Here is a 12,913-nt window from a genome sequence, read left to right on the forward strand (position 1 = left end):
GGTCACTACAAGGGCGCGGACGGGTGCACCGGTACAGAGGCTCGATCTAGTGACGTGAGCACCCTGCGCATCTAGAATTCTTCGGCCTGGCAAAGGGAATTCGCCCCGATGCCGCCTTGTGGGGGTCGCGTGGGTGAGCCCGCGGCCACGCCCGGCTACTTTTCCCGCTTCCGGCGGGACAATCCGTACCAAGTGGCCCCTGCCGCGGCCATCGCCCCGACGCCGAGCCCGACGGCCACTACGCCCGCCGACGGTGTCGGGATGCGACTGCGCAGCGACACGGGATTCACGAACGCCAGCACCGGCCAGCCCTGCTCGGTCGCGTGCCGGCGCAACGCGCGGTCCGGGTTGACCGCGTGCGGATGCCCGACCACTTCGAGCAGCGGGATGTCCGTGCTGGAGTCGGTGTACGCGTGACAGTCGGCGAGGTCGTACCCGTAGACCGACGCGAGCTCCTTCGCCGCGACAGCTTTGTTCTCGCCGTAGCAGTAGAAATCCACCTGACCGGAGTATCGGCCGTCGACGATCTGCATCCTCGTCGCGACACTCCGCGTCGCTCCCAGCATCTCCGCGACCGGCGCGACCACTTCTTCACCCGTCGCCGACAGCACGATCACGTCGTGCCCCGCCGCCTTGTGCTTCGCGATGAGCTCGGTGGCCTCCACGTACACCAGCGGGTCGACCACGTCATGCAGCGTTTCCCGCACGATGGCGGAAACCTGCGCCACGTCCCACCCGGCGCAGAGCGCGGAAACCTCCGCCCGCATCCGCTCCGTTTTCCCCGCGTCGGCGCCCGCCAGCGAGAAGACCAGCTGCGCGTAGGCGCTTCGCAACGCCGCGCGCCGATTTATCAGGCCCTCTCTGAGTAAAGGTTTACTGAAAGCCAGCGCGCTCGACGAAGCGATGATCGTCTTGTCGAGGTCGAAGAACGCCGCGACCGGCTGGGGAGGACTGCTACTGGGAGGGGCCACGGTGTCAAGAATAGGAGAAGTTCGTTGATCGACGACACACGACACGAAACGATGGAAAATCGATGACAACGTTGCCCTTTGGCTCAGGGTTGTCGTTATCGAATTGTGGGGTTGGTCCCGAGCGTCACCAGCCACTACTTCGGGCTACAGTTGTCCAGCACGGTGTTTCACCGCGCTGGTTCAGTCCGACCCCCCGGGGCTGAACCCTCGACGACCCCTCGCCCCTCCCCCCTGGCGAGGGGTCGTCCCTTTACCTCCCTTTCTTTTGCCCGGCCCGTGGCCTGCGGTGCGCAATCCCTTGAACGGTGTTCAGGAAAAGGGTACTCATGCATCTATCAACTTTTTCGGACCGTTTCTATTGCGTCGGCTGAGGAGCTGCGGGCGGCGAGTTCGGAGAAATTACGGGCGCGGAAGGGGCGAGTTGTCCACAGGAAGGGGGTTGTCCACAGGTTGATCAATCCGGTGTTGCGGCGGGTGGGGCCGGGGCGTGACGGTGGAGATCACGCCGGAGCGACCGGCCAGGACTTTGGGGGAGCACCATGGCAGAAGACCGCCCGCTGATCGTCGCCCATGACGAAGTGGTGCTCGACGAGGTGCTGCGGCTCGCCGCGGCGGTGGGATGCGTCCCCGAGCGGCTACCCGATCTGTCGGCCGCGAGGGCTCGCTGGATGCACGCGCCGCTGGTGATCCTCGACGAAGAGGTCGCGCGGGCCGGGATCCCGCTGCCGCGAAGACGCGGAGTCCTGTTGGTGTGTAAGGGATCGCCGTCGCCACCGACCTGGGAACTGGCCTTTTCGACCGGCGTTGATCGGGTCGTTTCGCTACCGGACGAGGAGTCGGAGCTGATCGCGGCCTTGGCCGATGTCGCGGAAGGGCCCGGTGCGCCGGGTGGTCGCGTGGTCGCGGTGGTGGGCGGATGCGGTGGCGCGGGAGCGTCGGTACTCGCCGCGGGGATCGGCTTGACGGTTTCGCGCGAGGGCGGCAGCGCACTGCTGGTGGACTGTGATCCGCTGGGCGGTGGCATCGATCTGCTGTTCGGCGCGGAGCTCGATGCCGGGCTGCGCTGGCCGGAGCTGAAGGTGAATTCGGGCCGGGTGTCGATGGCCGCGCTGCACGAAGCGCTGCCCGAACGAAGACACGGCGACGGCCGTCTGTCCCTTGTGTCCTGTGATCGCGACGGGCCCGGACCCAGCGGTGACGCCGTGGCCGCGGTGATCGAGGCCGGGCGAAGAGCCGGGCGGACCGTCGTCTGCGATGTGCCGCGATATCTCGCCGGCGGCGCGGCGGTCGCGGTCGACAGGGCCGATCTGGTGGTGCTCGTCGTCCCCGCGGAACTCCGCGCCTGTGTTGCGGCGAAACGGGTTCTGCAGCGGATCGACGCACGGTCGAGGCGCACGCTCGTCTTGGCGCGGTGGCCTGTGGGCGGGTTGACGCCGAACGACGTCGCCGGTCATGTCGGGTTGCCGCTGCTCGCCTCCATGCCCCCGGAACGCGGGCTGCAACGGGATCTCGAGCGCGGTGTGTTCTTGCCTCGGCCGAAGGGACCACTCGCCACCGCCGCCGGAGCGGTGCTCGCCGCCGCGCACGCCGGTCCCGCACGGGAGCCGGCATGAGCACCGAACTGGTCGACAGAGTCCGCCGTCGCCTGGCGGGTGCGGGCTCGGCTCCGGACACGGTGGCCGTCGCGGACGCCGTCCGTGCGGAAGCCGGTGGAGCGATCTGTCATACCGACGTACTCGGCGCGCTTCGCTTGCTGCGCCACGAATTCGTCGGAGCCGGGCCGCTGGAGCCACTGCTGGCCGATCCGGGTACCACCGATGTCCTGGTGACCGCGCCGGACAGTGTCTGGGTCGACGGCGTGGACGGGTTGCGCCGGACCGGCGTCGGTTTCGCCGACGAGGAGTCGGTGCGCAGGCTCGCGACACGGCTCGCACAGCTGGCGGGACGCCGGCTCGATGACGCACAGCCCTATGTGGACGGCTGGCTTCCCGGCGCCGGTCCGCACGGCCGCGTCAGGCTCCACGCCGTCCTCCCGCCCGTAGCGGCCGGTGGCACCTGCCTTTCGCTGCGAGTACTGCGGCCCGCGGTTCACGACCTCAAGTCACTGCGCGAACTCGGTACCTTCGACCAAGCCGGAGCGGCGTTGCTCGAAGCCGTGCTCGCCGCGCGGCTCGCCTTTCTCGTCACCGGCAGTACCGGCTCCGGGAAAAGCACACTCTTGAGCGCGATGCTGGGCGCGGTCTCGCCGTCGGAACGCATTGTCTGCGTCGAAGACGCGGGTGAACTCCAGCCCGCACATCCGCAATTCGTCCGGCTCATCGCCCGTCCGCCGAACGTCGAAGGCGCCGGCGAAGTCACCTTGCGAGAACTGGTGCGGCAGGCCTTACGAATGCGGCCCGACAGATTGGTCGTCGGCGAGGTGCGCGGCCGGGAGGTCTGCGAACTGTTGAGCGCGCTCAACACCGGTCACGACGGCGGCGCCTGCACGGTCCACGCGAACTCGCCCGGCGAAGTACCGGCCAGGCTCGAGGCGTTGGCCGCGCTGGGCGGGCTTTCCCAAGCCGCACTGCACAGCCAGCTCGCGGCGGCGGTTCAGGTCGTGCTCCACATGCGCCGGGCGCCGGGTGGCAAACGCCGTCTCGACGAGGTAGGCGTGCTGCGGCGAAGCGAAGGTGGCGTGTGCGTGGTACCGGTCTGGCGGGCCGGTCGCTGGACCGCGCAGAAGGGCCTGTTCACCGAGCTGGTCGCGGCGAAAGGTGTCGTGCCGTGATGAGCCTGTTCGCGCTGTGCGGCGCCGCTCTGCTCAGCTGGCCGTCGCGGACCGCGCCGACCAGGCTGGCGGCTCTGTCCGGGCGGACGCCCAGGCGTTCGTTGCCGAAGGGCTGGCGCCGTCCGCTCCGATGGCTCGTCTTGGGCGTCGTGCCGATCGTGCTCGTCCTGGTCTTCGCCGGTTGGGGAGCCGCCGTTGCGGCGATTCTGCTCGCCGCCGCCGGTGGGCGTGAATGGCGGTCCCGGCGCGTTGCGACCGCACAACTCCTTGCGGCGGAAGGGATCGCCGAGGCCTTGCGAGTCATGGTCGCGGAGTTGCGGTGCGGTGCGCACCCGGTGACAGCGGCTGAGTCGGCCGCGATCGACGCGGCACCGCAAGCCGCTGAGGCGATGCGGCTGATCGCGGCCGCGGCACGGCTGGACGGAGACCCCGGCGGCAGCGACGGCGTCCTCGGCCAGCTCGCCAGAGCGTGGTCGCTGGTGCGGCGGCACGGCTTGCCGATGGCCGAGATCCTCGACGCCGTCCGCCGTGACGTCGTCGCCGGAGTGCGGTTCGCCCGGCAGAGCCATGCCCGGATGGCCGGGCCACGGGCCAGTGCGGTCATCCTCGCGCTGCTCCCGGCCGTGGGTGTCGTGTTGGGCGAAGCGATGGGCGCGGGTCCGCTGCACGTCCTGTTCTCGACTTCGGCGGGGCAGGTTCTCCTGGTCGCGGGTTGTGGTCTCATCTGGGCCGGGATGGCGTGGAGCGCGAAACTCACCGCACCGGTGGTGCCGCGATGACAGGCACGCTGACCGCTCTCGGCATCGCCTTACTGATCTTGCCGTCGCGAAACGTCGCCCGGACCCGGCTGGTGAGCCTCGCACCCGCTGTACCCGCCCGGCGGCGAATGCCGTCGGTACCGCTTCGGCTGGCGCTGGTGAGCGGTATGTCGGCCGCGGCGCTCGGTGGTTTCCCCGCGGGTGTGGCCATGGCTGTGCCCGTCGCCGCGGCTACCTGGTGGCTGACTCGCCTCCTGCGCCGACGTCGGCAGCGGGAGAACAGCGAGTTCCTGCGGACGGCGGCCAGCCTCGACCTGCTCGCGGCCTGCCTGACAGCCGGGCTGCCGGTCCCGGTCGCCGTGCGGGCGGTGGCCGAGGGCGCACCTCCGCGGGTAGCTGCGGCCCTGCGCTCGACAGCCGACCTGCTGGACCTCGGTGCGGATCCGGTCGAAGCCTGGGCAGCGGTCCGCGAGTGTGAAGGCATCGCCGAACTGGCGCGGGCCGCCAGGCGGACGGCGAGGTCCGGCACCGCACTGGCCGAGGTCGCCGCGGACCTCTCCGTCCGGCTTCGGGCGGACCTGAGCGATCAGGCCGAGGCCAAGGCCCAGCGGGCGGGCGTCCTGATCACCGGACCGCTCGGGCTCTGCTTCTTGCCGGCCTTCGTCTGCCTGGGTGTGGCACCGGTCGTCATCGGCCTGGCCGGCACCCTCACCCTCTAACCACCCTCCACAAAGGACTGAAAGGACCGAACATGATCGCCGCGAGAACACCCCATCGAAGACTGCTGCGCTGGCGGGGAGGCCACCTGCTGATCGACGACAGCGGAATGAGCACCGCTGAATACGCCATCGGGACAATCGCCGCCGCCGCGTTCGCCGCCATCCTCTACACGGTCGTCACCGGCGATTCGGTGGTCTCCGCGCTGACCGGACTGGTCGAACGAGCACTCTCGGTGAAGCTCTGATGATCAACGCGCCCGACAGCGGCGCGGTGACGGTCGAGGCCGCGATCTCGCTGGTCAGCCTGCTCGTGGTGCTTTCGATGATCTGCGGCGGCGCGATGGCCGTCGGCGATCAGCTCCGCTGCACCGACGCCGCGGGGGAGGCCGCCCGGCTGATAACCCGAGGTCAGCGGCAACTCGCCGAGGAGGCGGTGCGGAACCTCGCGCCGAGCGGTGCCCGCCTGGCCGTCCACGGCGAGGGGGACACCGTGACCGTGGAGGTGTCCGCGGAGCCGCTCGGCGGCTTGCTGCCCGGCCTCCAGGTGCGGGCCGAGGCGTACGGCGTGCTTGAGCCAGGGGAGGTGACGGGTCATGCGGAGGGATAGCGGGGTGGCGACGGTCTGGACGGCCTGTGCCGTGGCCGGGCTGGTCTTCCTCGGCACGTTCCTGATCTGGCTGGGCGCGGCCGCCGGGGCTCGCCATCGGGCGGAAAGTGCCGCTGACCTGGCGGCGCTCGCGGCGGCCGGTGAGGTTCGGCTCGGTGTCGACGCCGCTTGTGCCAGGGCGCGGTGGGTGACCGACCGGATGAAGGTCGGGCTCGTCAGCTGCCGGGTGGCGCAGTGGGACGCGTTTGTCGAGGTCCAGGCGGTTTTGCCCGGGGTGCTGGCCCGGTTCGGCTCGACGGGGGCACGAGCCAGGGCGGGTCCGGTGCACCGGTCGCCGTAGCCGCTCGGCGGCGAGCGGAAGCCGCGCGTACCTGCTCGACGGGGTGAGCGGAGTGGGTTTCTACGAGCAACGGTCGCCCTCACGCGCCGAGCGGTAGGGGGTGCCGACCGGCTGAGACGAATGGTGCAACCAATGCTTTCCTTTATTGCCAACGGAAACCGGGGCGGTAACGCGGTGCCGCGACGAGCGGGGTGGCGTCGGTCGTCCACCGACGATGATCGGTAGCCGGTGTTCGGCCCGGGGGGTGAGCTACTGGGCGTTCATCGCCTCGTAACCGCCGGTTGCCGCGAGGGCCCTACCGGCATTGTGCAACTTGCCGTTAATTGAGATGTGCGCCACTTCGCAGCGGCGCGTAGTGGTAGCAAGCAGGAGAGGCAGACACAGATCATGTTAGACGCGAATTGGCCGGACAGCTGGCGGAGCGCCTTCCGCATCGAACTTCGCGCCGAGGCCATCGGCCTCGCCTGGCGCGGCTGGCCGGTGATGCCCGGTACCTACCCGGCTCCCGTCCGCGGTGAAGGCGAAGAGATCACCTGGCGTCGCCCGGTTCCCGCCCAGGAGAACTGGCGTGAACTGATCGGCACCGAGGCCCACGAGGTCGCGAACTGGTTCCTCGGCCGGCCGCAGAGCCTGCTGGTCGCCACCGGCACCGTGCTCAACGCCATTGAGGTCGACGACGAGCTCGGCCGTCAGGCCGCCCGGCTGCTGCGCGCCACGGGTCACCCCGCGCCGATCGTCGCGCTGCCGAACGGCCGCTGGCTGTTCCTGACCACGGTGTCCGATCGGTTCCCGCAGGAGCTCGCCGCGAACGCCGGCATCGAGTGGCACGCCGCGGACAGCTGGATCCCGTTGCCGCCCACCCCGTTCCAGCACGGTGTCGTGCACTGGCGGGTCAAGCCCGAGGTTTGGGGCTGGCAGCTTCCCGAGGCCGACGCGGTGTACGACGTGCTCGTCCGCGCGCTTGCCGGAAACCAGTCGAGCGCAGCACTGCAGCTCGTCGAGTCTTCGGCCGCTTAGTTCCACTCACTGACCATCAAGGTGGTCGTGTTGGATTCCGTGCTGAAGCAAAGCCCCGAGCACGGCTTCCAAAACGATCACTGCCCCCGCCTTGTCCAGCGGATCGTTGCCGTTCCCGCATTTCGGCGACTGGACGCAGGACGGGCAGCCCGCCGGGCACTCGCAGGAGACGATCGCCTCCCGCGTCGCGCGCAACCAAGGGACCAACGCGGCAAAGCCGCGGTCGGCGAATCCCGCACCCCCGGGATGACCATCGTGCACGAACACCGTCGCCTCCCCGGTGTCTTCGTGCCGAGCGGTGGACACGCCGCCGATGTCCCAACGGTCGCACGTGGCGAACAGCGGTAGCAGGCCGATCGCTGCGTGCTCGGCGGCATGCAGGGCACCGGGGACGCGCGCCGGATCCAATCCGGCGCCCCCCGGTGCCCCGCATTCAGCAGTATCGGACCCAGCAGTATCGAACCCAGCGGTATTGGGCACAGCAGCACTTTCGAGCAGCTCGTCGGAAAGCGTGTACCAGACGGCTCTCGTCTTGAGGACCTGCTCCGGGAGATCGAGCGGAGTGTGGTCCACGACCTCGCCGGACGGCCGGCGGCGGAGGTAGCCCACCACCTGCGAGGTCACCGCGACCTCACCGAGGCAAACCGTCACCCCGCCGTATTCGTTGCGCTGCAACGTATTCAGCACGGTGATGTCGACTACCTCGCGGGGTGAGGTGTTCCAGTCCGGGTCTTCCGCGTGCACCATCGCGAGCCCGGCCTCGAAGTCGAGATCGTCGACCACATAGGACGATCCCTGGTGCAGGTAGACAGCGCCGGGATGCACCGCGAAGCTCGCCGAGCCCGGGTCCACGGTGCCGAGCATCCGCCCGGAATCCGCTTCCACCACCACGATCTGCTCGGCCCCCGAGCCACGGATGTCGACCTCGTGCTGTGGCCTGTCACGGGAAGTCCAGTACCAGCCGCTCGGGCGACGGCGCAGGATCTTGTCCGCGACAAGCGTGTCCAGCACCTCCCGGGCAGCGTCGCCGCCGAAGATCGCCAGTTCGTCGTTGCGCAGCGGTAGTTCCGCGGCCGCGCAGGCGAGCTGCGGTGCCAGTACATAAGGATTCGTCGGATCGAGTACGGCCGCTTCCACCGGCCGGTCGAGGATCGCCGCCGGGTTGTGCACCAGGTACGTGTCGAGCGGATCGTCGCGGGCCACGAACACCACCAGCGCCGCGTCACCCGCTCGCCCGGCACGCCCTGCCTGCTGCCAAAACGACGCCAGCGTGCCGGGATAACCGGCCAGCACCACTGCGTCCAGCCCCGCGATGTCGACACCGAGTTCGAGCGCGTTCGTCGTCGCGACCCCGAGCAACCGGCCGTCGAGCAACGCCGCTTCGAGCGCCCGCCGCTCCTCCGGGAGATACCCGGACCGGTAGGCGGCCACGGTCTTCGGCAGTGAGCTGTCCACTTCGGACAGGATGCGCTGGGCTCCGAGCGCTGTCAGCTCGGCGCCACGCCGGGACCGCACGAAAGCCAGTGTCCGCGCGCCTTCGATGACCAGCTCGGCCAAGATCCTGGCCGCCTCGGCCCCCGCCGACCGCCGGACCGGAGCGCCGTTCTCACCCGCGAGCTCGTCGAGCAGCGGCGGTTCCCACAGCGCCACCGTGCGGCCGCCGCGAGGAGAGGCGTCCTCTGTTACCGCGGCGCACTCGACGCCGGACAGTTTGGCGGCGAACTCCGCCGGATCGGCTGTGGTCGCCGAAGCCAGCACGAAGACCGGGGACGCGCCGTAGTACTGGGCGACCCGTTGCAGCCGGCGCATCAGCAACGCCACGTGCGAGCCGAAAACGCCGCGATAGCTGTGGCACTCGTCGATGACGACGTAGGAAAGCCGCCGGAAGAACCGGGCCCAGCGCGCGTGCCCGGCGAGGATCCCGCGGTGCAGCATGTCCGGATTCGTGAACACCCAGCGCGCGTGGGCGCGCACCCAGTCTCGCTCGGCCATCGGGGTGTCGCCGTCGAAGGACGCGGGCCGGACCGTCGGGATGTCCAGTGCCGACACCGATCGCAGCTGATCGGCGCCCAGCGCTTTCGTCGGCGACAGATACAGCGCGCAGGCGCGATCGTCCGTGGCCAGCGTCGAGAGCACCGGCAGCTGATAGGCGAGCGACTTCCCGGACGCCGTGCCCGTCGCGATCACCACGCTCTGCCCGGAGAAGGCCAGCGACGCCGCTTCGACTTGATGCGACCACGGCTCCGGCACGCCCGTCGCCCGCAGCGCTTCCACCACCGAAGGCGCCGCCCACGACGGCCACTGCGCAAAGCTCGCTTTTCGGGCAGGCAGCTCGGCCACGTGCGTCACCGGGTTCGCCGCCGCGGGGATGCCGGCGGTGACCCGGCTCAGCAGCCATCGGCCCCTGCTCCCGTCCCCGCCGTCGTCCACGGGCCCGAGCTTCGCACAGCCCACCGACAATCTTCCCAGAGCACTGGCCAGGCGCGAAAAACCCGCCAAGATGTCGATCTTGGAACCGGACAAAGGTTGCTTATCAAAATGAGACAGTGAGCAGTCTCACAAGATCACCGAACGTGTTCCTACCGGGACGCCTTGCCGACGCCCGGGCCAGTACCAATACACTCCGGCGAACCACACCACCTGTGGTGTAGATCCCATGCCAACGTCGGCGCGCCGAATCCTCGGCAGCCGTTGTCGGCTAAAGGCGACGTCTCCAGGAGGACGAATGTCCCGGCAGTTCCTCGCGGAGGGCCTCACGCTCTCCGGAGGTGATTACACCATTGTGGGTGTGATCGCCGTGGTCGCCCTTGCCGCACTGGTCATTGGTTATTTCCTGCTCAAAGAGGTGCTGGCCGCCGGCCAGGGCACCGAAAAGATGCAGGAGATCGCCAAAGCAGTGCAGGAAGGCGCGGCCGCCTACCTCAATCGGCAACGCAACTCGCTCGTCGTTTTCGGCGTGATCGTGTTCCTGCTGCTTCTTGCCCTGCCCGCGGAAGACTGGAGCGAGCGCATCGGGCGCTCCGTGTTCTTCCTCATCGGCGCGGTCTTCTCGTTCGGCATCGGCTATACCGGCATGTGGCTCGCCACGCGGGCGAACGTCCGTGTCGCGGCTGCCTCGACGCAGGCCGGTGGCCGTGAAACCGCCATGCGGATCGCGTTCCGCACCGGTGGCGCGGTCGGCATGTTCACCGTCGGCCTCGGCCTGTTCGGTGCCGCGGTCGTCGTGCTGGTCTATGCGGGCCAGGCACCGAAGGTGTTGGAGGGCTTCGGTTTCGGTGCCGCACTGATCGCGATGTTCATGCGTGTCGGTGGCGGTATCTTCACCAAGGCCGCCGACGTCGGTGCCGACCTCGTCGGCAAGGTCGAGCAGGGCATCCCCGAGGACGACCCGCGTAACGCGGCCACCATCGCCGACAACGTCGGTGACAATGTCGGTGACTGCGCCGGTATGGCGGCGGACCTCTTCGAGTCCTATGCCGTCATGCTCGTCGCGGCCCTCATCCTGGGCAGCACGGCGTTCGGCGTGCACGGCCTGATCTTCCCGCTGATCGTGCCTGCCATCGGCGTGATCACCGCGGTGATCGGGGTCTACATCACCAAGGCGAAGGTCGGTGAAGGCGGCCTGGTGACCATCAACCGGTCGTTCTACATCTCCGCGGTGATCTCCGCGGTTCTCTCCACCATCGCCGCGTTCGTGTTCCTGCCGTCTTCGTTCTCCGGCTTCGGCGCCGAGTACACCGAAGCGGGTAGCCCCGCGGTCATCGCGACCTTCTCGGTGATCGTCGGCATCGTGCTGGCGGCGCTGATCCTCAAGCTCACCGGGTACTACACCGGTACCGAGTACAAGCCGGTCAAGGATGTCGCCGCGACGTCCGAAACCGGTGGTGCGACAGTGATCCTGTCCGGTATCTCGGTCGGCTTCGAGTCCGCGGTGTACACCGCGCTGGTGATCGCCGGTGCCGTCTTCGGCGCCTACCTCATCGGTGGCGGCGTGGCCCTGTTCGCGGTGGCGCTCGCCGGTACCGGTCTGCTGACCACCGTCGGTGTCATCGTCGCGATGGATACCTTCGGCCCGGTTTCGGACAACGCGCAGGGCATCGCCGAGATGTCGGGCGACGTCGACGAAGACGCCGCGCAGATCCTCACGGAGCTGGACGCGGTCGGCAACACGACCAAGGCCATCACCAAGGGCATCGCGATCGCGACGGCCGTGCTCGCCGCGACCGCGCTGTTCGGTTCCTACTCGGACGCCATCACGAAGGCCATCGGCGGGACGGGCGAGTTCATCGCCAACATCGTGACCCCGGCGACCCTCGTCGGCGTCATCGTCGGTGCCGCGGTGGTCTTCATGTTCTCCGGGCTCGCGGTCAACGCCGTGTCCCGCGCGGCCGGTGCCGTGGTCCGCGAGGTACGCCGCCAGTTCCGGGACATCCCGGGCATCATGGAGGGCACCACGCGTCCCGAGTACGGCAAGGTCGTCGACATCGTCACGCGTGACTCGCTCCGGGAGCTGACCACGCCGGGTCTGCTCGCGGTGTTCGCCCCGATCGCCGTCGGTTTCGGTCTCGGTACCGGCGCTCTCGCCGGCTACCTGGCCGGTGCCATCGCGACCGGCACCTTGATGGCGGTGTTCCTCGCCAACTCCGGTGGCGCGTGGGACAACGCCAAGAAGCTGGTCGAAGACGGCAACCACGGTGGCAAGGGCTCGGCCGCGCATGAGGCCACCATCATCGGTGACACCGTCGGTGACCCGTTCAAGGACACCGCCGGTCCGTCGATCAACCCGCTGATCAAGGTGATGAACCTGGTCTCGGTGCTGATCGCGCCCGCGATCGTCCAGTTCTCGATCGGTCCGGACGAGAACGTCGCCGTACGCATCATCATCTCGCTGGTCGCGGTCGCGGTCATCGTGGCCGCCGTCGTGATCTCGAAGCGCCGTTCCACGGTGCTCACGGACACGGAGACGCCCGCAGCGGTGACGAGCGCGTAACCGCAGTACCCCTTAGGATCGGGCCCGTCACACTCAGGTGTGACGGGCCCGATCCATCTGTCGCATTCTGTTGTGCACCGGGCGCGGCGCGGCTTGACCGCCGCCCACAGCGCTCGGCGACTTGCCAACAACCCGGTGACCGGTACCGTCGGGAACGGTTTTATCTTTTCCATCCGTTCTGGAGGTGTTACGAGTGCGGCCGCGGAAGTCAGCTCTCGCCGCAATCGCCCTCGGACTGTGCCTGGTCGGCGGCCTGTCCCTCACCGGTTGTGGCCAGCAGGCCAGACTCCAGCCCAGCGCTCAGCAGCCGGGTCAGGTGAACGATCCGGCGGCGCTCTGGGCGGACGACTACTGCGGCGCGGTGGTCCAGTTAGTGCAGACGTTGTCGACGATGCCGTCGGTGGACCCGAGCACGTCCGAACAGGCCACTCGTACGTCCAGTGACCTGCTCGGTTCGGTGGTCGGCGGGCTCGATCGGACGTTGTCCGGCCTGTCCGGTCTGGGGCCGTCTCCGGCCTCGGGAGGTGAGGCCGTGCGCGCCGACGCCATCGAGACGTTCAGCGGCATCAGGAGCCGTGCTGTGGCGGCCAAGGAGCGCATCGACGCGGCTTCGGTGAACGACACCGAAGCGACCCGTCAGGCGCTCGCGGGCGCCAGTGCGCCACTCGACGAGATTTCGAAGCTCAACCTGCTCGCGGGGATCGATTCGGTGCCCGAGCTCGCGGCGGCGAGCAAACGCGC

Annotated in this window: 12 protein-coding genes; 10 read left to right on the forward strand and 2 right to left on the reverse strand. The window is 68.9% G+C overall.

The genetic code is table 11. The annotated features are described in order from the left end of the window. Positions 1-155: 155 nt before the first annotated feature. A complete protein-coding gene (locus tag VGP60_RS13855; protein ID WP_327548379.1) occupies positions 156-971 on the reverse strand; it encodes an HAD-IB family hydrolase in 816 nt (271 codons plus the stop codon). Positions 972-1,510: 539 nt separating this feature from the next. Here VGP60_RS13855 and ssd point away from each other — a divergent pair. From ssd to VGP60_RS13895, 8 genes are all read left to right on the forward strand, one after another. Beyond that, positions 1,511-2,584, forward strand: coding sequence for a septum site-determining protein Ssd (ssd, locus tag VGP60_RS13860; protein ID WP_327548380.1), 1,074 nt, complete (start codon positions 1,511-1,513; stop codon positions 2,582-2,584). Next, positions 2,581-3,741 (forward strand): TadA family conjugal transfer-associated ATPase, encoded by a 1,161-nt coding sequence (locus tag VGP60_RS13865; protein ID WP_327548381.1) that lies wholly within the window; start codon positions 2,581-2,583, stop codon positions 3,739-3,741. Before ssd ends, VGP60_RS13865 begins: the two co-directional genes overlap by 4 nt. Beyond that, positions 3,741-4,520: a type II secretion system protein gene (locus VGP60_RS13870; RefSeq protein ID WP_327548395.1), complete on the forward strand. Its 780-nt coding sequence runs from the start codon at positions 3,741-3,743 to the stop codon at positions 4,518-4,520. Before VGP60_RS13865 ends, VGP60_RS13870 begins: the two co-directional genes overlap by 1 nt. Beyond that, complete coding sequence (locus VGP60_RS13875; RefSeq protein ID WP_327548382.1) at positions 4,517-5,218, forward strand: type II secretion system F family protein; 702 nt, start codon at positions 4,517-4,519, stop codon at positions 5,216-5,218. The genes VGP60_RS13870 and VGP60_RS13875 overlap by 4 nt, the downstream gene beginning before the upstream one ends. Before the next feature lie 32 nt (positions 5,219-5,250). Then, positions 5,251-5,463 (forward strand): DUF4244 domain-containing protein, encoded by a 213-nt coding sequence (locus VGP60_RS13880; protein ID WP_327548383.1) that lies wholly within the window; start codon positions 5,251-5,253, stop codon positions 5,461-5,463. Beyond that, positions 5,463-5,825 carry a TadE family type IV pilus minor pilin gene (locus VGP60_RS13885; RefSeq protein WP_327548384.1) on the forward strand — a complete coding sequence of 121 codons (363 nt, stop codon included), beginning with the start codon at positions 5,463-5,465 and terminating at the stop codon, positions 5,823-5,825. Before VGP60_RS13880 ends, VGP60_RS13885 begins: the two co-directional genes overlap by 1 nt. Continuing rightward, a complete protein-coding gene (locus VGP60_RS13890) occupies positions 5,812-6,165 on the forward strand; it encodes an Rv3654c family TadE-like protein (protein WP_327548385.1) in 354 nt (117 codons plus the stop codon). Before VGP60_RS13885 ends, VGP60_RS13890 begins: the two co-directional genes overlap by 14 nt. 387 nt (positions 6,166-6,552) lie before the next feature. Beyond that, the gene (locus VGP60_RS13895; protein WP_327548386.1) at positions 6,553-7,182 is read left to right on the forward strand and encodes a bifunctional DNA primase/polymerase; all 630 of its coding nucleotides are present in this window, start codon (positions 6,553-6,555) and stop codon (positions 7,180-7,182) included. 6 nt (positions 7,183-7,188) lie between these two features. On the opposite strand, the gene VGP60_RS13900 is transcribed toward VGP60_RS13895, so the two are convergent. Next, the gene (locus VGP60_RS13900; protein ID WP_327548387.1) at positions 7,189-9,612 is read right to left on the reverse strand and encodes a DEAD/DEAH box helicase; all 2,424 of its coding nucleotides are present in this window, start codon (positions 9,610-9,612) and stop codon (positions 7,189-7,191) included. Between the two features lie 295 nt (positions 9,613-9,907). On the opposite strand from VGP60_RS13900, the gene VGP60_RS13905 reads away from it, so the two are divergent. Together VGP60_RS13905 and VGP60_RS13910 are read left to right on the forward strand one after the other, a co-directional pair. Continuing rightward, entirely contained in the window at positions 9,908-12,172 is a 2,265-nt protein-coding gene (locus VGP60_RS13905) for a sodium-translocating pyrophosphatase (protein ID WP_327548388.1), read from the forward strand. A 193-nt stretch (positions 12,173-12,365) separates the two neighbouring features. Further along, the coding region (locus VGP60_RS13910) for a hypothetical protein (RefSeq protein ID WP_327548389.1) at positions 12,366-12,913 on the forward strand (548 nt) is incomplete at its 3' end.

Source organism: Amycolatopsis sp., from assembly GCF_036008905.1.
Classification (GTDB): domain Bacteria; phylum Actinomycetota; class Actinomycetes; order Mycobacteriales; family Pseudonocardiaceae; genus Amycolatopsis.